The organism is Mycobacterium sp. Panama NTM2, from assembly GCF_054355555.1.
This window is the reverse complement of the sequence record NZ_CM135953.1, coordinates 3,316,565-3,336,194: the sequence shown is the minus strand read 5'-3', so window position 1 is coordinate 3,336,194 and position 19,630 is coordinate 3,316,565. Positions and strand designations below refer to the sequence as shown.

Genomic DNA, 19,630 nt, shown 5'->3' with positions numbered 1-19,630 from the left:
CTCTCGCTTGACACGTCGCTATGCCGTGTACAGAGTAGTCGGCCGGCCTGGGCCGGGACCCGAGCATGTGTGAAGGTAGGCAGTCATGAACAGCATCCAGATCGCGGACGAGACCTTCGTCGCGGCGGATCCCGCGGCGGTGGGTGCCGCGGTCGCGGACCCGGCGAGCTGGGGCCGCTGGTGGCCCGATCTCCGCCTCACCGTGGTCGAGGACCGCGGCGAGCTGGGTCAGCGCTGGACGGTGACGGGCGCGCTGACGGGCACCATGGAGATCTGGCTGGAAAAGGTGCTCGACGGCGTGGTGCTGCACTACTTCATGCACGCCGAGCCGTCGGGCGCTGCGGCCTGGGAGCTGGCGAAGATGAACTTGGCGAAGATGAACCATCGCCGCCGCGTGGCCGGCAAGGCGATGGCGTTCGAAGTGAAACAGGCACTGGAGTCGGGCCGCCCTGTCGGCGTGTCGCGGTTGGCCTGAGAGATAGCGGCTATACCAGGCACCGGGAGGGTAGATTCGCCGCCAACAGCGGGGGATGTGCTGCCCGGCTCAGCACCGGAAGGACTGGAGAAGACTTCAGTGGCGGACAAGACGGCTCAGACGATCTACATCGACGCCGACCCCTCGACGGTGATGGACGTCATCGCCGACATCAACTCCTATCCCGACTGGGTGGCCGAGTACAAGGAGGCAGAGGTCCTCGAGGCCGACGACGAGGGTTATCCGCTGGTGGCGCGATTGGTGCTCGACGCCGCGGTGCTCAAGGACGCCATGGTGCTCGCCTATCGGTGGCCGGCCGATCATGCGTCGGTCACGTGGACGCTGGTGTCGAGCACGTTGCTCAAATCGTTGGAGGGGGCATACCGGTTGGCGCCGAAGGGATCCGGGACCGACGTCACCTATGAGCTCTCCGTGGATCTGATGATCCCGATGATCGGGCTGCTCAAGCGCAAGGCCGAGCGCCGACTGACCGATACCGCGTTGAAAGACCTGAAGAAACGAGTCGAGGCTGACTGAGCGCACGGACGCCACCCAGGCCTCCGGGGTCACCCGGATCAGTCTGTTCGTCGGCAAGGGTGGTGTCGGGAAGTCGACGCTGGCGACCGCGACAGCTGTGCGCGCAGCGCGGTCCGGGCTGCGCGTGCTGATCGTGTCGACCGATCAGGCGCACTCCACCGGCGACGTGCTCGGCGTGGCGATCACACCGACGGGGGAGCGGGCGCCGACCCGCGTGCTGGCCGATCTCGACACCGCCGACGGCGGCGGCGGCCTGCTCGATGCGCTCGCGTTGGACACACTGGCGCTGCTGGCGGCGCACTGGCGCGAGACGGCGGGTCTGCTCGCCGGGCGTTTCCCCGAGTCGGATGTCAGCGATCTTGCGCCCGAGGAGCTTTCGGCCCTGCCGGGCGTTCAGGAGGTGCTCGGTCTGCACGAAGTGGCCGAGTTGGCCGAATCGGGGCGCTGGGATCTCGTCGTCGTCGATTGCGCTTCGACCGCCGATGCGATGCGCATGCTCACCCTGCCCGCCACCTTCGGCCTCTACCTCGAGCGGGCCTGGCCCCGGCACCGTCGGTTGTCCACGTTCGACGATCCCCGGTCGGTGGCCGTGGTGGGGCTGCTGGAGCGTATCGGGGCGAGCACCGAGCGCCTGGGCACGATGCTCACCGATTCGGCGCGGGTCAGTGCGCATCTGGTGATGACGCCGGAGCGGGTGGTGGCCGCCGAGGCGGCCCGCACGCTGGGCTCGCTGGCTCTGATGGGGGTCCAGGTCGCCGAGCTGATCGTCAATCAGGTTCTGGTGCAGGATGATTCGTTCGAATATCACAATCTTCCCGATCACCCCGCGTTCGACTGGTACGCCGAACGCATCGGCGAGCAGCGGGCGGTGCTCGACGAGCTGGACCGGGTGATCGGCGACGTCGCGCTGGTCCTGGTGCCCCACCTGGCCGGGGAACCGATCGGACCCAAGGCGCTCGGCGAGCTGCTCGACAACGCCCGCCGGCGCGATGGGTCGCCCCCACCGGGCCCGCTGCGGCCGATCGTCGACCGGGAGTCCGGCACTGGCGTCGACGCGGTGTACCGGTTGCGGGTGGATCTGCCTCAGGTCGACTCGTCGGCGCTGTCGTTGGGTAGGGTCGACGACGACCTGATCATCGGCGTCGGTGGAATGCGGCGCCGGGTGCGTCTGGCCTCGGTGCTGAGAAGATGCATCGTCGTCGACGCCCAGCTCCGCGGCACTGAGCTGACGGTGCGTTTCCGACCCAATCCGGAGGTGTGGCCAGCATGAGCGGCACTCACCCTGACCCGGGCCCGGAACTGCGGGCTCTCGCGCAGTCGATCCTCGACCGGTTGGAGCCCGCGATCAAGCTGGCGGCCGCGCGGGCGGCCAGCGCGTCGGACAGTCCCGGTCGGTGCCAGCAGGTGTGGTGCCCGGTCTGCGCGCTCGCGGCGCTGGTCTCCGGGGAACAGCATCCGCTGCTGTCGGTGGTCGCCGAGCACAGCGTCGCGCTGCTCAGCGTGGTACGCGCGATCGTCAACGATCAGGCCGACCCGGGCACTGTGGGCCCGGCCGCGCCGGCTCCCGCGGAGCCGCCGGACGAGCCGGCGCCGCCCGGGCGCTACCAGCACATCCCCGTCACGGTCGAGGAGTAGGCGTCACCTGTGGTCGGCGGCACATGGCGTGGGTAAGGTTGGCGCAGAGCGTCTCGGTCGGGTGAACTGGAGGGTCCATGTGGTACTGGCTGTTCAAGTTCGTCTTCATGGGACCGTTGCTGACCCTGCTCGGCCGGCCCAAAGTCGAAGGCTTGGAGCATGTTCCGGCCAACGGCGCGGTGATCCTCGCCAGTAACCATCTGGCAGTGGCGGACAGTTTCTATCTGCCCCTGGTGGTGAACCGGCGCATCACGTTCCTCGCCAAGGCCGAGTACTTCACCGGTACGGGGCTCAAAGGGTGGTTCACCCGGTGGTTCTACACCGTGGCCGGGCAGGTGCCGATCGACCGCACGGACGCCGACAGCGCGCAGAGTGCGCTGACCACCGCCCAGCGCATCGTGAGCCAGGGCAAACTGCTCGGCATGTATCCGGAAGGCACGCGCTCGCCGGACGGCCGGCTGTACAAGGGCAAGACGGGTCTGGCCCGGCTCGCTCTCGAGACGCAGGTGCCGGTGATCCCGGTCGCGATGATCGGCACCGACGTCGTCAACCCGCCGGGCAGCAAGATGTGGCGCTTCGGCCGGGTGACGGTCCGGTTCGGCGCCCCGATGGACTTCTCGCGCTTCGAGGGTCTGGCCGGGAACCGCTTCATCGAGCGTGCGGTGATCGACGAGGTCATGTACGAGCTGATGCAGCTGTCCGGTCAGGAGTACGTCGACCTCTACGCCGCCGACATCAAAGAGGGAAAAGGTGAGGCGGCCGCCAAGCCGCCGACCCGGCTCCCGGAGGCCGCCGCCGGCTGAGCGCATATTTCGCCCAAACCGACGTTCGGGCGGGAAAGTGCGAGTGATCGACGCCATTTCGTCGTGTTCGACGGCGGCGGGCGGGCCTTGTCGGAGGGCAGGGCCACGATGCCGTCATGACAGAGGTCTTTCTCGGCCGCGAAGCACTCGGTGACGGCGTCCCCCGCCACGAGCTGCGGCGCTGGTACACGCAGATGTTCCGGGGCGTCTACATGCCCAAGCACGCGGTCCCCGCACTCGACGACCGCATCCTCGGCGCCTGGTTGACGTCGGATCGGCTCGGCGTCATCGCGGGCGCCGCCGCGTCAGCATTGCACGGTGCGCGGTGGGTCGATGCGCGCGAGCCGATCGAGCTGCTGGTGTCGGAACGACGTCGGCAGCCCGGGCTGGTGATCCGCATGGACCGCTACCGTCCTGACGAGCTCACTGTTGTGGCGGGTCTGCCTGTCACGACCGCGGCACGCACGGCTTTCGACCTCGGCCGACATCAACCGTGCGCACTGGCCCTGGGCAGAATCGACGCGTTGATGCGCGCTGCGCCGTTCGCGGCGGCTGACGTGCAGCGCCTCATCGACCACTACGGTCCGGTGCGCGGGGTCCGCCAGCTACGGGAATTGCTGCCGCTGGTCGACGCCGGTGCGGAGTCGCTTCGGGAGAGCTGGCTGCGGCTCCTGCTCGTCGACAACGGCTTCCCCCGCCCGGAGACGCAGATCGAGGTGTGCACCGCCGACGGCTTAACCGCGGTGTTGGACATGGGCTGGCGCAACCTGGGGCTTGCCGTCGAATACGACGGCGCCCAACATCAGACGGAGCGCTCCCAGTACCTCAAAGACAGGCGGCGACTTCCGATGCTCGCCGGGCTCGACTGGGAGGTGGTCACCGTCGTCAACGAGGATGCGCCGCGCGAGGTGATCGCGCGTGTGTACGAGGCCTATCTGCGCCGCGGCGGCGCTGAGATCGACACAATGGCGTGGGCCACTCGCGCTTTCGCGCCCAATCGTCGGTTTGGGCGCTTCAGGGACGCCGCTTGAGGGAGTGCGGATCTACGCCTGGACCGCGTCGACGGCGGGTACCCCGGCAGTGTTCCGGTAGCGTGCTGCCCGCGCGGTGACCGTGCCTGCGACGACGATAGTGGCCAGCGCCCACCACAGATAGGACGCGCCGGCCACCTGCCGCCACAGCGACGCGGTGGTCTCGCGGTGCTCGGGGAGCAGCGTGATCGGCGTCCACACCATGAGCGGCAGCCCGACCAGGAACACCGCCGCCAGACCGGCGTGCCGCAGCCGCACCGCGAGCACCGCCGTCGTCACCATCACCGGAAGCGTCCACACCCAGTGGTGTGACCACGACACCGGCGACACGGCCAGCCCGAACATCGCCACGCACATCAGCGCCAGGACCGGCTGCTCGGCGCGCAGCGCCCGGCGCACCGCCCACACCGTCAACGCCAGCACCGCGAAGCACAGCACCGTCCACAGCACGAAGCGCACGTCGTCGCCGAGGCCCAGCCGGGCCAGCGCGCCGGCAATGTTCTGGTTGGTGTTCAGCGTCGCGGTACCGATCCGGTCGGTGTTGCGCACCGTCTCGGTCCAGTACTCCCACGAATCCCGCCACGCGAACGCGAAGCCCAGCAGCGTCGCCCCGGCCGCCGAGGCCACGGTCACGAGAAGTGCGCGCGTGTCACGGCGCAGCAGGAAGTACAGCAGGAACACCGCCGGGGTGAGCTTCAAAGCAATCGCCAGGCCCAGCAGCAGACCTCGCGGCCACGGCGTGCGCCGCGGCACGCAGTCGGCGATCACCAGCGTCATGAGCACGACGTTGATCTGGCCGAAGTCGAAGTTCGCGCGGATCGGCTCCAGGTAGACCACCGCGGGCGCCACGATCGCCGCGGCCAGCCAGCAGCGGCGCAGCCATGCCGGCTCGCCGGTGATCTGCGTCCTCGGCCACACCTGCAGACGAGTCAGCAGGATCACCGTGGACACCAGCAGCAGGATCAGCGTGGTGACCGTGATCGCGATGCTGGCTGCCTCCAGGCTCAGCAGCGCAAACGGTGAGAACACCACGGCGGCCAGCGGCGGATAGGTGAACGGCAGGTCGATGCCGCCGCGGGTGTGGAACATCGCGCCGTCGGCGTAGAGCGGCCGGCCGTCCAGCCAGGCCCGTCCACCCATGCGGTAGACGTCGATGTCGATCCGGTAGGGGACATGGCCCAGCAGCTGCCACGCCACGCCGATCAGCGCCATCGCCGCCAGCAGGCAGAACAGCCGCCAGGCCAGCGTCGGCACCCACCTCGCCCGCAACGTCCTCATAACGCGGACCAGAGTATCGGTGCCCGTCGCGGCATCCGCGCCAGACCGGGCCGCGACACGGGCAGGTCGACGGGACTTTTGGCGTACGTTCTCCTCGTGCATGCGTCCCTGGACTTCGACTTCGGGTTACCCGACGGCATCCCGTACTCCCGGTTGCCGCTGGTGTGCTGCCTGGTCGCGTTCATCCTGACGTTCTTCGTGACCCGCACGATCGTGCGGTACATCCGCAGGCACGCCGACAGCGACGCGCCCCGCAAATGGTGGCAGCCGCGCAACATCTCCGGCGGCGGCGGGCTGCACATCCACCACGTGGTGATCGGGGTGATCCTGGTGATGGTCTCCGGGGTCGCGATGGTCGCGCTGGCGGTCGACGGGGGAGTACCCGAGTTCACCGCGGCCTCGATCGTCTTCGGGATCGGTGCGGCGCTGGTGCTCGACGAGTTCGCGCTGATCCTTCACCTGTCCGATGTGTACTGGTCCGAGGACGGCCGGGCGTCGGTGGACGCGGTGTTCGTCGCCGTGGCGGTGGCGGGTCTGCTGATCCTCGGCTTCAATCCGCTGTCGTTCTTCGACGTCACGATCTGGCGCGACGACGACTCCGTGGCGGCACGCGTACTGGTGATCGGCACGGCGGTGCTCACGTTGGCGCTGGCGGTGATCGTGCTGCTGAAAGGGAAGGTGTGGACCGGGTTGATCGGCATGTTCATCACCCCGCTGCTGGTCATCGGCGCGATACGGCTCTCTCGTCCGCACGCACCCTGGGCGCGGTGGCGGTACACCAACCGTCCGCGCAAGATGCACCGCGCCCTCGAGCGGGAACGCTGGCTGCGCCGGCCGGTCATCCAGGCCAAGCTCTGGCTCCAGGATGCGATCTCGGGCATGCCGAAGTTCCCCGACGACAAGCTCGTCGATCAGGAGCTCGACCGCGAGATCCACGCGGCGCCGGCGCCCAGCAGGGACGTCGCCTAGTGCGCTACTTCTACGACACCGAGTTCATCGACAACGGGCGCACGATCGAGCTGATCTCCATCGGTGTGGCCGCGGAGGACGGTCGCGAGTACTACGCCATCTCCACCGAGTTCGACCCCGAGCGCGCGGGCCGCTGGGTGCGCAAGAACGTGCTGCCGAAGCTGCCGTCGCCTGCGTCGAAGCTGTGGCGGTCGCGACGGCAGATCCGCTCGGAACTGGAGGACTTCTTCGGCGTCGACGGCGACGAACCGATCGAGCTGTGGGCCTGGGTGGGCGCCTACGACCATGTGGTGCTGTGCCAGCTGTGGGGTCCGATGACGGACCTGCCGCCGGCAATGCCGCGGTTCACCCGTGAGCTGCGCCAGTACTGGGAGGATCACGGCTGCCCCCGCATGCCGCCCCGGCCGCGCGACGCCCACGACGCGCTGGTCGACGCCAAGCACAACCTGGTCCGGTACCGGCTGATCACCGACGAAAAGCGGTTTTGACCCGCCGTTACCATGGACGGGTGAACTGGACCGTCGACGTACCCATCGACCAGCTGCCTGCGCTGCCTCCGCTGCCCGAGGATCTCCGTGCGCGCCTGGACGCGGCGCTGGCCCGTGAGGCGTTGCAGCAGCCGAGCTGGGACGCCGGCCAGGCCGCCGCGATGCGCACCGTGCTGGAGAGCGTGCCGCCGGTCACTGTGCCGACGGAGGTCGAGAAGCTCAAGGCCCAGCTGGCCGACGTGGCGCGCGGCAAGGCGTTCCTGCTGCAGGGCGGCGACTGCGCCGAGACGTTCGTCGACAACACCGAACCGCACATTCGCGCCAACATCCGCACGTTGCTGCAGATGGCGGTGGTGCTGACCTACGGCGCGAGCATGCCGGTGGTGAAGGTCGCCCGCATCGCCGGGCAGTACGCCAAACCGCGTTCGTCGGACACCGACGCGCTGGGTCTGAAGTCCTACCGCGGCGACATGGTCAACGGCTTCGCCCCCGATGCCCTGGTCCGCCAGCATGATCCGTCGCGTCTGGTGCGTGCCTACGCCAACGCCAGTGCCGCGATGAACCTGGTGCGGGCGCTGACGTCGTCGGGGATGGCCTCGCTGCACCACGTGCACGAGTGGAACCGTGAGTTCGTCCGGACCTCGCCCGCCGGGGCGCGCTACGAGGCGCTGGCCGGGGAGATCGACCGCGGATTGCGGTTCATGACGGCCTGCCGGGTCGACGACCGCAACCTCGACACCGCAGAGATCTACGCCAGCCACGAGGCGCTGGTGTTGGATTACGAGCGCGCGATGCTGCGGATGGACACGGAATCGCCGACGGGCCCCAAGCTGTACGACCTGTCCGCGCACTACCTGTGGATCGGGGAGCGGACCCGCCAGCTCGACGGCGCGCACGTCGCATTCGCCGAGGTGATCGCCAATCCGATCGGGATCAAGATCGGGCCGACGACGTCGCCGGAACTGGCCGTGGAGTACGTCGAGCGGCTGGACCCCCACAACGAGGCGGGCCGGCTGACGCTGGTCAGCCGCATGGGCAACCACAAGGTCCGCGACGTGCTGCCGGCGATCATCGAGAAGGTGCAGGCGTCGGGGCACCAGGTGATCTGGCAGTGCGACCCGATGCACGGCAACACCCATGAGTCGTCCACGGGCTACAAGACGCGCCACTTCGATCGCATCGTCGACGAGGTGCAGGGCTTCTTCGAGGTGCACCACGCGCTGGGCACCCACCCCGGTGGCATCCACGTCGAGATCACCGGCGAGAATGTCACCGAGTGTCTCGGTGGGGCGCAGGACATCTCGGACACCGACCTGGCGGGTCGCTACGAGACGGCCTGCGATCCTCGGCTGAACACGCAGCAGTCGCTCGAGTTGGCGTTCTTGGTCGCGGAGATGCTGCGCGACTAGAGCAGGTTGGGCAGGTTGGTGCCGAGCGTCCACGCGCCCGCAGCGGCCAGCCCGGCCAGTGTCAGCACGGCGATGACCCAGAATGCCAGCACGCGTCGCGCGCGCTGGCGGGCCCAATAGAACTCCTCGAGGTCGATCCCGGCGAATCGCCCTGTCGGCGGCCGGTATTCGTCATCGTCGTCGGGGTCCAGCTCGGTGGGTTCGGGTTCGGGTGCGTCGACGCGTTCCATCACGCGGGTGTGCCGCGGACCGGCGAGGTTCGTGGTGGGGGTGTCGACGACGGACGCCGACTGGTGCATCGCAGAGTTGCGCGGTGCCGGCACGGTGAAGCGGGGTAGCCCCAGTCGGGTGGCGATCGTGTCGAGCTCTTCGCCCATCTCGGCTGCATCGGCGAACCGGCCCGCCGGGTCACGTGCCGTCGCGCACGCCACGAGTTCGTCGAATTGCCGTGGCACACCGGCGATCCGGCTGCTGGGCGGTGGCACATCGTGGTCCAGCCGCTGATAGGCCACCGCGAGCGGAGTGTCTCCCGTGAACGGCGTGGCGCCGGTGAGCAGTTCGAACACGAGCACGCCGACGGCGTACACGTCGCCACGCGCGTCGGTGTCCCCTGACGCCACCTGCTCGGGCGCCAGATATGCGGCGGTGCCGAGAATCACACTCGTCGCGGTGATCTTGGCCTCGGCCAGTGCCCGCACCAGGCCGAAGTCGGCGATCTTGACCTCTCCGTCGTCACTGATGAGCACGTTCTCCGGTTTGACGTCGCGGTGCACGAGCCCGGCGCGATGGGCGGCGGCGAGGCCCGAGAGCACGGGGCGTAGCACCGCGGCCACTGCGTGCGGCGGCATCGGACCGCGCTCGCGGAGTAATTCGCGCAGGGTGCCGCCGTCGACGAGTTCCATCGCCAGGTACGGGGGTTCGCCGCTGCGGGCGCCGCCGCCCTGGTCGTAGACAGCGACCAACCCGGGGTCCTTGAGCCGTGCGACGGCCCGCGCTTCACGCTGGAACCGGGTGAGGAACTGTTCGTCGCCGGCGTAGCGGCTGTCCATGACCTTCAGCGCGACCGGGCGGTCCAGCCGCACATCGACGCCGCGGTACACCGCGGACATTCCGCCGGTGGCGATCAGCGGACCGACTCGGTAGCGGCCGTCCAGCACTGCGCCGGTCAGCCCGCCGGTCGGCTGGAAGGTCTCCATCGGACTCATGGTACGAGGCGGGACACCGCCGGCCCGCCAAGCGGCATCGCCCTGCGCCGCGATGGGCCTAGACTCTGTGCGATGAGCAGCATTCCGACTGCCGAGGACGTGTTGGCTCCCGACGAGGACGTCTACGACCTGCCCACTGTCGCGCGGCTGTTGAAGGTTCCGGTGAGCAAGGTCCATCAGCATCTCCGGGAGGGCCACCTGGTGGCCGTGCGCCGCGGCCGCGACGTGGTGATCCCCAAGGTCTTCTTCGACGACAAGGGGCACGTGGTCAAGCCGCTGCCGGGGCTGCTGGTCGTGCTGCACGACGGCGGCTACCACGAAACCGAGATCGTGCGCTGGCTGTTCACCCCGGATCCGTCATTGACGATCCGGCGCGACGGCTCGACCGAGGGGTTGGCTAATGCGCGCCCGGTGGACGCGTTGCATTCGCATCAGGCTCGAGAGGTGGTTCGCCGCGCGCAGGCGATGGCGTACTGAGCTCCGTGGCAGGGGCCCGGTGTAACCAGTACCACGCGGCCGCCGCGCAGGAGGTCGCGAGCGCCACGTGGAACCACGAGTACATGCCGTGGGCTCCGTCGGGCCGCCAGATCACCGTGATCCACGTCGAGAAGGCCGCGATGAGCGCGATGGCCCGCGGCGACTGGGCGAGCGCGGCCATCACCGCGAGCGGCCACGTGTAGTACCACGGCAGCGCGGCGGGCACGAACAGGACCACGATCACCATCAGCGTGGCGATGCCCATCAGGGCGTCGCGGTCGGTGCGCCGGTACCGCCACCAGAGCACCGGTGCCGAGACGGCGATGATCCCGATCCCGATGATGCGCAGGATGTCCAGCACCGCATAGAAGTTGACGGGGATCACGAGGCCGATCACCGCATTGGTGAGGTTCGCGATCGCGGTGGGCACGGTCAGCCAGTTGATGATCTTCACCGAACCCGCCAGCGCGGTCAGCCATCCCAGACCCACGCCCGCGGCCAGCGAGAGCACGGCGAACACGGCCGCGAACACCACCACGGCGGACGCGGCGGCGATCAGGAACGCCTTGCCCCGGGAGTAGCCGCGACGCCGCTGCAGCGAGCGCGCCCACACCCACACCATGAACGGAAGAGCCAGGCCCGCCGTGGCTTTGACCGCGACGGCGACCCCGATCAGCGTCACGCCGGCCACGCACCGGTCACCGAAGCACAGCGCGATGCCGGCCATCATCAGGCCCACCATGAGCATTTCGTTGTGGACCCCGCCCATCAGCTGGATGATCACCAGCGGGTTGAGCACGCAGATCCACAGGGCGGCTGCGGTGTTCGCTCCGACGTGCCGCGCCACCCGCGGGACCGCCCAGATCAGCAGGGCCAGCCCCGGCAACATGCACAGCCGCAACAGCATGGTGCCGGCGATGACGTCGTTCCCGACGGCCATGGTCACGAACTTGGCGATCAGGATGAACGCCGGCCCGTACGGCGCCGTCGTGGTGGTCCAGATGGGACTCACGTTGTCCAGCAGCGAGTTCGGGTTCTCGATCGGGCCGACCAGGTAGGGGTCGAATCCGTCGCGCAGCAGGGCGCCCTGCGCGAGGTAGGAGTAGGTGTCGCGGCTGAACAGCGGCACGCTCAGCAGAAGCGGGGCGAGCCAGAAGCCGGTGGTGACCACCATGGTGTAGTGCGTTGCGGTGCGGGCGATCACGTGCCGGCCGAGCCACAGCCAGGCCACCAGCATCAGCACCACACCGCTCCACAGCAGCAGCGACGAGAGCACCAGGCCGTGGCCGAATCTCAGCCACGACAGATGCATCGACTCGAGGACCGGGTCGTGCAGGCGGGTGCTGCCGGCACCGAGGCCGCCGGCGGCAACCAGCACAGCCCCCAGCGCGCCGACCCAGGCCGGTTTGGCCGCCGCAGACCCCGCGAAGGCGCGGAACCGCGACAGTGGCGGTGCGGAGGAGAGCGCGGGTGTCGTCATGCCTACGCGGTGCGGTTCGCGGCCAATCTGGCGAGCTCGGTCAAGCCGGCCCGCGCCTGCGCGTCGATGGGCGCCGAGTCGAGGGTGGCGATCGCGGTCGCGGTCAGGGTCTCGATGCGATTCTCGACTGCTGCCAGTGCCCCCACGGATTCGATGAGCGCACGCAGCTCGGTGACCGCGTCGTCGGACAGATCGGTGCCGATGGAGGTGCGGAGCAGTTTGGCCGCGACCGGGTCCCGCTGTTCGGCCAGCGCGATCGCCTCGGCGAGCAGCACGGTGCGCTTACCGGAACGCAAATCGTCCCCGGACGGCTTCCCGGTGACGGCCGGGTCGCCGAACACGCCGAGCACGTCGTCGCGCAGCTGGAACGCGATCCCGAGGCCGGTGCCCACCTCGTGGAAGGCGTCCTGGATCTCGGGGCGGTCCCCGGCGGCTGCGGCGCCGAACTGCAGCGGACGCGAGATGGTGTAGGAGGCCGTCTTGTAGGTGTTGACGGTCAGGGCCGCGGCCACCGTGTCGGCGCCGCTGGCCTCGTTGACGATGTCGAGGTACTGGCCGCCGAGCACCTCGGTCCTGATCGCCGCCCACACCCGCTGCACCCGGGCTTGCGCGTCGGCTCCGATGGGCGCCGTGGTGACGATGTCGTCGGCCCACACCAGGGACAGATCGCCGAGCAGGATGGCCGCCGACAGCCCGAACTGGTCGGGGGAGCCGTGCCAGCGTTGCTCGCGGTGCCGGTCGGAGAAGATGCGGTGCACGGTGGGCAGACCGCGCCGCGTCGCCGAGGCGTCGATCACGTCGTCGTGCACCAGGGCGCACGCATGCAGCAGTTCCAGTGCCGCGAACAGGCGTAGTACCGCGGCGTCGGGCTCGGTACCTGCGACGGCGCGCCACCCCCAGTACGCGAATGCGGGGCGCAGTCGCTTACCGCCGCGCAGGACGAATTCCTCGAGGGCTTCGGTCAAGACCGCGTAGTCGGTGCCGATGTAGGCCGCATCGCGGCGGCGCTGCTGCAGGTAGCCGCGAAGCTGTTCGGTGACGGCCGCGGCCAGCTCGACGGCCGACGGGGCCGCAGTGGCGTTTCGGGTGGGGTTGGCATCCACGCTCAGCGGGCGCCCCTTTCTTCCGTTCGTCTGCGTGCTCAGCGTAGAGGTTCTTCGAGCTGCCCGGGTTTTGGCGAGCGGTCCCGGTTGTTGTAGGCGAGCGCGCCGATGATGCCGGCGACGATCACGGACGCGACGCCGAGCCAGATCGCTGCGCCGGTGAACGAACGCGCACTGGGATCCGTGTAGCGGGCCTGGGCGTTCATCGTGCTGACGACCCCGGGCCGCAATTTCCACTCGACCACCTCCGAGGACACCCGGTCGCCGTTGGTGGAGGTGACCTCGCCGGGGAAAGACACCGACAGCGACACGTCGGCTTCCGGATCGCTGAGCGACGTCAGGTCCGCGCGGCCTTCGAGGATGACGAGGTCGCCGGCCCGGCGCAGCGAGATGTCGACGCCGGCGGCGTCGCGGTTCATGCCGGCCAGCTGGGGCAGCTCGGCGAAGGTCAGGTCCGAGAACACGGCCTGGGAGCCGACGTAGTCGTCGCGGCTGTAGTCGGAGACCGCGACCTTCTGCGCGAAGGGCAGGTTGTTGAGCAGCTGCGGGCCCCTGTCGCTCTCGTCGCGCGGTTTGGCCGCGGCCACGATCTGGCCGGAGACCCGGTCGTCGGGGGAGACCGTCAGCGAAGCGCGCACCCGGACGCAGCCGATCAGCGACGGTGCCAGCACCAGGAGCACGAGCATGATTCCGAGGACACGCCTGGAGGTCCGGTGGCGGTTGCGCACCGGGTCATCGTGCCAGACCGCGTACCCGCGCGAGCGACTACAGCGGCAGCGCGCGTCCGAGGATCGCGAACGCCCGCGGATCTCCGGAGAAGTGGTAGCCGCGGATGACGTCGGCGAAGCCGAGCCGGCGGTAGAGGCGCCAGGCGCGGTTGGCCTCGCCGTTGATCTCGGGCGTCGAGAGCAGCACGTGGTTCTCGTCGCGGCCCTGCAGTAGGGCACGGATGAGGGCCTCGCCCAGTCCGCGGCCCTGCGCCGGCGGCAGGATGTGCAGTTCGGTGAGCTCGAAATAGCTGGTCATCAGTGCTGAGATGCGCGCGGCGTCGGCGCCGCTGCGGCGCAGTCCCGCGACCACCTGCTGTTGCCACCACTGGTCGGGCGCACCGCAGTAGCCGTAGGCGATGCCGAGCATCGGCGCGTCGGTCAGTTCCGCCTCGCCGGGATCGTCGCTCGTCTGGACCGCGGCCACCGCCTTCCATCCGCGCCTGCGGGTGTGCTCGACCCACATCGAGGCACGGTGTTCTTCGGTGCCGCGGGGGTAGTGCATCGCGTCGACGTAGATGGACAGTGCGTCACGAAGGCGGCGCTGCATGTCGGTGGGCGACAGCTCGATCAGATGCGTCGCCAAGTATGTGCCCTTCCCTGTGGTGACCCGATGGCCGCCACCATTATCGGACGGATCGGAGCCAAAGTGACGCGCGGCATCCGACGACAGCGCCTCGTCATAGAATCGGGGACCGAAGTAGGTGGTACGGCTCAGATTCTGCTCGTATCATTGACGTTGCGTGCCCGTCCATACGGGCACACCCTGATGTTTGAACGACTGAGACGCCCCCACGGCAAGAGGGAGGGACGAATGCCACTCTCCGATCATGAGCAGCGCATGCTCGATCAGATCGAGAGCGCGCTCTATGCCGAGGATCCCAAGTTCGCGTCCAGCGTTCGCGGCGGGACTCTGAGGGCGCCCTCGACGCGGCGCCGGTTGCAAGGCGCCGCACTGTTCGTGGTGGGCCTCGCGATGCTGGTCTCGGGTGTGGCGTTCAAGGCGACCATGATCGGCAGCTTCCCGATCCTGTCGGTGATCGGCTTCATCGTGATGTTCGGCGGTGTCGTCTTCGCGATCACCGGTCCCCGGATGGGTGCGCCGGGTGAGCGGCCGGCGTCCGGCGGTGGCTCCGGTGGCCCGGCCAATCGAGGCAAGCGTGCCAAGGGTGGTGGTGGCTCGTTCACCAGTCGCATGGAAGACCGGTTCCGCCGCCGCTTCGACGAATAGCGTTTCGCGCACTCAGGGGCAGCCCGCCAGGGCTGCCCCTCTTTTTTGCCCCACCACCCCCCACCATGCCCCGTCGAGCGTGCGTGGTGGCTTTGAGCTGCGATTTCCTTCGTCGGCGGGGGTGAGTGCGGAGCCCTTCGGGCTTCTCTTCACGGACTCTGACCTGCGCCGAGTGGGGACGGACACGGAATGCCACCCGTGCTTAGGCGCAAAGTGGGGGATTGTGGGGTAAAGTGGCGGACAACGGAGCGACCGGGGTTCCGCCAGGGCGAGGTCTGAGCGAGGTGGCGAGATGTTCTTCGGCACCTACACGCCCAAGCTCGATGACAAGGGGCGACTCACGTTGCCCGCCAAGTTCCGCGACGCACTGGCAGGAGGGTTGATGGTCACCAAGAGTCAAGATCACAGCCTGGCTGTCTATCCGCGGGCGGAGTTCGAGGAAATGGTCACCGAGATCTCCGGCCGGGCGAAGCGGGGCAACCCGCAGGCACGCGCTTACCTGCGCAACCTGGCCGCCAGCACCGACGAGCAGTATCCGGACACCCAGGGCCGGATCACGCTGTCCGCCGAGCACCGCCGCTACGCGAACCTCAGCAAGGAGTGCGTGGTCATCGGCTCGATCGAATTCCTCGAGATCTGGGACGCCCAGGCATGGCAGGACTACCAGGAGCTTCACGAAGAGAACTTCTCCGCGGCCAGCGATGAAGCACTCGGCGACATCATTTGACCTGGCCCCGCAGGCCCGTGCGGCGCGGCCTCTGCCCGAACCGGCCCTGACGTACTTCCCCGACGTCAGGTCCGTGCTCTCGGACAGGGACCTCGCCGCAGGGGCCGCCCCGATCGCTGAGGGTGCTGCGATGACCGACCAGCCGCACGTTCCGGTTCTGCTCAACCGCTGCGTCGAGCTCCTCGCGCCCGCGCTGACCCGGCACGGCGACGACGGCGCCGGCGCGACCCTGGTCGACGCCACCCTGGGTGCCGGAGGGCATACCGAACGCTTCCTGACCGATTTCCCGGCACTGCGCGTCGTCGGGCTGGACCGCGACCCCCAGGCTCTGCGGATCGCCGGCGACCGACTGGCGCCGTTCGGCGACCGGTTCACCGCGATCCACACCCGCTACGACGGATTCGAGCTGACCGACATCGATGCGTTCCTGTTCGACCTCGGCGTGTCCTCCATGCAGCTCGACCAACCAGAGCGCGGGTTCTCCTACGCCACCGACGCCCCGCTGGACATGCGGATGGACTCCGACGCCCCGCTGACGGCAGCGGACATTCTCAACACTTACGAGGAGAAACAGATCGCGCGCATTCTGCGCGAGTACGGCGAGGAGAAATTCGCCGGACGCATCGCCGCCCACATCGTGCGCCGCCGCGCGGTCACTCCCTTCACCTCGACCGGTGAACTGGTCGAGCTGCTCTACCAGGCGATCCCGGCGCCGGCCCGGCGCACCGGCGGACACCCCGGCAAGCGCACCTTCCAGGCGCTGCGCATCGCGGTCAACGCAGAGCTCGACGCACTGCGGCTGGCGATCCCGAAGGCCTTGCGCGCGTTGCGGTCCGGCGGACGCATCGCGGTGATGGCCTACCAGTCGCTGGAAGACCGCATCGTGAAGCAGGAGTTCGCCGCAGCGACGGCGTCGCGGACGCCTGCCGGTCTGCCGGTCGAATTACCCGGCCACGGACCCGAATTCATCGCACTGACCCGAGGCGCCGAACGCGCGAGTGCGCAGGAGATCGACCGAAATCCCAGAAGCGCTCCGGTTCGGTTGCGCGCGTTGGAGAAAGTTGGGGGGCAGCACCGATGAAGACCCAGAGAACGCCCAAGGCGGGCCCGAAGGCAGGCAAGAACACCAAGGCTCGCGCCTCGTCCCGCGCTGCAGCGGGCACGGCGAAGAAGGCGGGCCGCCGTCCGGTCCGCGACGCCGGGCGTGCGCCCGTCGACGCGTCGCCGCGGGCCCGTGCCGGCGACCGGAGCCGGCCTGCGCCCCGCACGACGCCGATCCAGCGGCTCACCGACACCCCGGCCCGGCCGAAGACCGCGAGCCAGGCGAAGGCTCGGGCGAAGGCGCGTAAGGCCAAGGCGCCCAAGGTCGTGCGGCCGCCACTGCGGCAGCGTCTGTTGGTCCGCCTCGCGTCGATCGATCTCAATCCGCGTCGCCTCGTCGCGCGGGTACCGTTCGTGGTGCTGGTCATCGGCTGCCTCGGGCTGGGCTTGGGAGTCACGCTGTGGCTGTCGACCGACGCGGCCGAGCGGTCGTATCAGCTGGGGCACGCGCGCCAGGTCAACCAGGCGCTGCTGCAACAGAAGGAGGCCCTGGAACGCGATGTGCTGCAGGCGCAGGCGGCGCCTGCGCTGGCCGAGGCGGCCCGCAATCTCGGGATGATCCCGTCCCGCGACACCGCCCATCTGGTGCAGGACGCCTCGGGCAACTGGGTCGTGGTCGGCACCCCGAAGCCCGCCGAGGGCGTGCCGCCGCCCCCACTGAACGCGCCGCTGCCCGAGCCTGCTCCGCCCGCGCCGCCCGCTCCGCGCGTCGTAACGCCGTCTGAGGTCCCGGTCCGGCTACCGTCGCAGACCATGCCCCTCACTGCGCCGCTGCTGCCCGGCCAGGCGCCGCTGCCTGCTCAGGCGCCCGGTGTCGAGGTGCCGCACACGGTCGGCGGTGCCCTGCCCGGTCCGATGCCTGGTCCCTTGCCCGGTCCCTTGCCCGGTCCGGCGCCCGCCGCACTGCCCGCCCCCGTGCCCGTCGAGCCCGCCGCACCGGTGCCGGGCCCGCCGGCATGAGTCGCAAGGCGCAGCCCGCGCGCCGAACCCCGCGCGCGGGGAGTGCCGAACGCTCGGCGCGGTCGCGCCGGGTGCGCCGGCCAGTCACGACCAGCGGGCTGCGCAGCGCGTCCTTCGTCTTCCGGCACCGCACCGGCAACGCGGTGATCTTCCTGCTGCTCGTGCTCGCCGCCGCCCAGCTGTTCACGCTGCAGGTGCCGCGGGCCGACGGGCTGCGCGCCGAGGCCGCGGGCCAGCTCAAGGTCACCGACGTCGACGCCGCGGTGCGCGGCTCGATCGTGGACCGCAACAGCGACAAGCTGGCGTTCACCATCGAGGCCCGCGCGCTGACGTTCCAGCCGCAGCGGGTGCGCAAGCAGTTGCAAGAGGCTTACGACAAGAGCAAGGCGGCCGAGAGCGAGGACGGTGGCGGCTCGGCCGTGACCGTCCCGACGCCGGATGCGCGCCTGCGGCAGATCGCCGACGGGGTCGCGTCCCGGCTGGGCAACAAACCCGACAGCGCCACGGTGCTCAAGAAGCTGCGCAGCAACGAGACGTTCGTGTATCTGGCCCGTGCGGTCGATCCCGCGATCGCCGACGCGATCACCACCGACTTCCCCGAGGTCGGCGCCGAACGTCAGGATCTGCGCCAATACCCGGGTGGGTCGCTGGCGGCCAACGTCGTCGGTGGCATCGACTGGGACGGCCACGGCCTGCTGGGCCTGGAGGATTCCCTGGACTCGGTGCTCGCCGGAACCGACGGCTCGGTCACCTACGACCGTGGCTCCGACGGCGTCATGATTCCGGGCAGCCTCCGCAATCGGCACGACGCGGTGAACGGGTCGACGGTCATGCTGACCCTCGACGACGACATCCAGTTCTACGTCCAGCAGCAGGTCCAGATGGCCAAGGACGCCTCTGGCGCGAAGAACGTCTCCGCGGTGGTGCTCGACGCCAAAACCGGTGAGGTGCTGGCGATGTCGAACGACAACACCTTCAACCCCGGCCAGGACATCAGCAAGCAATCCACCCGGGAGCTGGGCAATCTGTCGGTGTCGTCGCCGTTCGAACCGGGGTCGGTCAACAAGATCATCACCGCGGCATCGGTGATCGAGAACCATCTGTCCACCCCGGACGAGGTCCTGCAGGTTCCCGGTTCGATCGACATGGGCGGCGTCACCGTCCGCGACGCATGGAACCACGGCACCATGCCGTACACCACCACCGGCGTGTTCGGGAAGTCGTCGAACGTCGGGACGCTCATGCTGGCCCAGCGCGTCGGGCCGCAGAAGTACGCCGAGATGTTGCGCAAGTTCGGCCTCGGTCAGCGCACCGGTGTCGGACTGCCCGGTGAGAGCGCGGGGCTGGTTCCGCCCATCGACCAATGGTCGGGCAGCACCTTCTCCAATCTCCCGATCGGACAGGGCCTTTCGATGACCCTGCTGCAGATGTCGGGCATCTACCAGGCGATCGCCAACGACGGTGTGCGGATTCCGCCGCGCATCCTGAAAGCGACGATCGCCCCCGACGGCACCCGCACCGACGAACCGCGGCCCGAGGGTGTCCGGGTGGTCTCGCCGGAGACCGCGCGCACGGTGCGCAACATGTTCCGTGCGATCGTGCAGCGCGACCCGATGGGGATTCAGCAGGGCACCGGACCCGCCGCGGCGGTCGAGGGATATCAGATCGCCGGCAAGACGGGCACCGCGCAGCAGATCAATCCCGCCTGCGGCTGCTATTACGACGACGTCTACTGGATCACGTTCGCGGGCATGGCGCCGGCCGACGACCCGCGCTACGTGGTGGGCGTGATGATGGATGCGCCGCACCGGGCCGCTGACGGGTCGCCCGGTTCCTCGGCGGCGCCGCTGTTCCACAACATCGCGTCGTGGCTGCTGCAGCGGGAGAACGTGCCGCTGTCCAAGGACCCCGGGGCGCCGCTCACCCTCCAGGCGGGGTGACGCTCGCAGGCGGC

General features: G+C 69.2%; 21 protein-coding genes. 15 read left to right on the top strand and 6 right to left on the bottom strand.

The window, feature by feature from the left end:
• Positions 1–85: 85 nt before the first annotated feature.
• From ACXYX3_RS15725 to ACXYX3_RS15700, 6 genes are all read left to right on the top strand, one after another.
• Positions 86–475 (top strand): polyketide cyclase / dehydrase and lipid transport, encoded by a 390-nt coding sequence (locus tag ACXYX3_RS15725; protein ID WP_241207644.1) that lies wholly within the window; start codon positions 86–88, stop codon positions 473–475.
• 99 nt (positions 476–574) lie between these two features.
• On the top strand, positions 575–1,012 hold the full coding sequence (locus ACXYX3_RS15720; RefSeq protein WP_241207645.1) for an SRPBCC family protein: 438 nt from the start codon (positions 575–577) through the stop codon (positions 1,010–1,012).
• Positions 1,005–2,282, top strand: a complete 1,278-nt coding sequence (locus tag ACXYX3_RS15715) for an ArsA family ATPase (RefSeq protein ID WP_458612105.1) — start codon at positions 1,005–1,007, stop codon at positions 2,280–2,282. The genes ACXYX3_RS15720 and ACXYX3_RS15715 overlap by 8 nt, the downstream gene beginning before the upstream one ends.
• Positions 2,279–2,647, top strand: coding sequence for a hypothetical protein (locus ACXYX3_RS15710; RefSeq protein WP_458608144.1), 369 nt, complete (start codon positions 2,279–2,281; stop codon positions 2,645–2,647). Before ACXYX3_RS15715 ends, ACXYX3_RS15710 begins: the two co-directional genes overlap by 4 nt.
• A gap of 77 nt (positions 2,648–2,724) precedes the next feature.
• Positions 2,725–3,450, top strand: a complete 726-nt coding sequence (locus ACXYX3_RS15705; RefSeq protein ID WP_458608143.1) for a lysophospholipid acyltransferase family protein — start codon at positions 2,725–2,727, stop codon at positions 3,448–3,450.
• Positions 3,451–3,566: 116 nt separating this feature from the next.
• The gene (locus ACXYX3_RS15700; protein ID WP_458608142.1) at positions 3,567–4,481 is read left to right on the top strand and encodes a hypothetical protein; all 915 of its coding nucleotides are present in this window, start codon (positions 3,567–3,569) and stop codon (positions 4,479–4,481) included.
• A gap of 12 nt (positions 4,482–4,493) precedes the next feature.
• Here ACXYX3_RS15700 and ACXYX3_RS15695 read toward each other — a convergent pair whose 3' ends face one another.
• Positions 4,494–5,759, bottom strand: a complete 1,266-nt coding sequence (locus ACXYX3_RS15695; RefSeq protein ID WP_458608141.1) for a glycosyltransferase 87 family protein — start codon at positions 5,757–5,759, stop codon at positions 4,494–4,496.
• A 96-nt stretch (positions 5,760–5,855) separates the two neighbouring features.
• Between ACXYX3_RS15695 and ACXYX3_RS15690 the strand changes: the two genes are divergently transcribed.
• From ACXYX3_RS15690 to ACXYX3_RS15680, 3 genes are read left to right on the top strand one after another with little or no spacing between them, the layout of a single operon-like run.
• Complete coding sequence (locus ACXYX3_RS15690) at positions 5,856–6,728, top strand: hypothetical protein (protein ID WP_458608140.1); 873 nt, start codon at positions 5,856–5,858, stop codon at positions 6,726–6,728.
• Positions 6,728–7,216 (top strand): polyadenylate-specific 3'-exoribonuclease AS, encoded by a 489-nt coding sequence (locus ACXYX3_RS15685; RefSeq protein WP_241207651.1) that lies wholly within the window; start codon positions 6,728–6,730, stop codon positions 7,214–7,216. The genes ACXYX3_RS15690 and ACXYX3_RS15685 overlap by 1 nt, the downstream gene beginning before the upstream one ends.
• Before the next feature lie 20 nt (positions 7,217–7,236).
• Positions 7,237–8,625, top strand: coding sequence for a class II 3-deoxy-7-phosphoheptulonate synthase (locus ACXYX3_RS15680; protein WP_458608139.1), 1,389 nt, complete (start codon positions 7,237–7,239; stop codon positions 8,623–8,625).
• Here ACXYX3_RS15680 and ACXYX3_RS15675 read toward each other — a convergent pair.
• Positions 8,622–9,830, bottom strand: coding sequence for a protein kinase domain-containing protein (locus ACXYX3_RS15675; RefSeq protein ID WP_241207653.1), 1,209 nt, complete (start codon positions 9,828–9,830; stop codon positions 8,622–8,624). The genes ACXYX3_RS15680 and ACXYX3_RS15675 overlap by 4 nt on opposite strands.
• A gap of 72 nt (positions 9,831–9,902) precedes the next feature.
• On the opposite strand from ACXYX3_RS15675, the gene ACXYX3_RS15670 reads away from it, so the two are divergent.
• Positions 9,903–10,307, top strand: a complete 405-nt coding sequence (locus ACXYX3_RS15670; RefSeq protein WP_241207654.1) for an Rv2175c family DNA-binding protein — start codon at positions 9,903–9,905, stop codon at positions 10,305–10,307.
• On the opposite strand, the gene ACXYX3_RS15665 is transcribed toward ACXYX3_RS15670, so the two are convergent.
• The 4 genes from ACXYX3_RS15665 to ACXYX3_RS15650 form a co-directional block, all read right to left on the bottom strand.
• Positions 10,228–11,787, bottom strand: coding sequence for an alpha-(1->6)-mannopyranosyltransferase A (locus ACXYX3_RS15665; RefSeq protein WP_458608138.1), 1,560 nt, complete (start codon positions 11,785–11,787; stop codon positions 10,228–10,230). The two genes, ACXYX3_RS15670 and ACXYX3_RS15665, sit on opposite strands and share 80 nt — an antisense overlap.
• A gap of 2 nt (positions 11,788–11,789) precedes the next feature.
• On the bottom strand, positions 11,790–12,890 hold the full coding sequence (gene idsA2, locus ACXYX3_RS15660) for a bifunctional (2E,6E)-farnesyl/geranyl diphosphate synthase (protein WP_241207656.1): 1,101 nt from the start codon (positions 12,888–12,890) through the stop codon (positions 11,790–11,792).
• A 38-nt stretch (positions 12,891–12,928) separates the two neighbouring features.
• Positions 12,929–13,576: an LppM family (lipo)protein gene (locus ACXYX3_RS15655; protein WP_458608137.1), complete on the bottom strand. Its 648-nt coding sequence runs from the start codon at positions 13,574–13,576 to the stop codon at positions 12,929–12,931.
• 79 nt (positions 13,577–13,655) lie between these two features.
• Positions 13,656–14,243 (bottom strand): GNAT family N-acetyltransferase, encoded by a 588-nt coding sequence (locus ACXYX3_RS15650; RefSeq protein WP_241207658.1) that lies wholly within the window; start codon positions 14,241–14,243, stop codon positions 13,656–13,658.
• A gap of 228 nt (positions 14,244–14,471) precedes the next feature.
• On the opposite strand from ACXYX3_RS15650, the gene ACXYX3_RS15645 reads away from it, so the two are divergent.
• The 5 genes from ACXYX3_RS15645 to ACXYX3_RS15625 all read left to right on the top strand — a co-directional run bounded on the left by ACXYX3_RS15645 (position 14,472) and on the right by ACXYX3_RS15625 (position 19,616).
• Positions 14,472–14,888 (top strand): DUF3040 domain-containing protein, encoded by a 417-nt coding sequence (locus ACXYX3_RS15645; RefSeq protein WP_241207659.1) that lies wholly within the window; start codon positions 14,472–14,474, stop codon positions 14,886–14,888.
• Between the two features lie 292 nt (positions 14,889–15,180).
• The gene (locus ACXYX3_RS15640) at positions 15,181–15,615 is read left to right on the top strand and encodes a division/cell wall cluster transcriptional repressor MraZ (RefSeq protein WP_241207660.1); all 435 of its coding nucleotides are present in this window, start codon (positions 15,181–15,183) and stop codon (positions 15,613–15,615) included.
• A complete protein-coding gene (rsmH, locus tag ACXYX3_RS15635; protein WP_241207661.1) occupies positions 15,590–16,696 on the top strand; it encodes a 16S rRNA (cytosine(1402)-N(4))-methyltransferase RsmH in 1,107 nt (368 codons plus the stop codon). The genes ACXYX3_RS15640 and rsmH overlap by 26 nt, the downstream gene beginning before the upstream one ends.
• Entirely contained in the window at positions 16,693–17,676 is a 984-nt protein-coding gene (ftsL, locus tag ACXYX3_RS15630) for a cell division protein FtsL (RefSeq protein ID WP_458608136.1), read from the top strand. The genes rsmH and ftsL overlap by 4 nt, the downstream gene beginning before the upstream one ends.
• Entirely contained in the window at positions 17,673–19,616 is a 1,944-nt protein-coding gene (locus tag ACXYX3_RS15625) for a peptidoglycan D,D-transpeptidase FtsI family protein (RefSeq protein WP_458608135.1), read from the top strand. Before ftsL ends, ACXYX3_RS15625 begins: the two co-directional genes overlap by 4 nt.
• The last annotated feature ends 14 nt before the right edge of the window (positions 19,617–19,630 follow it).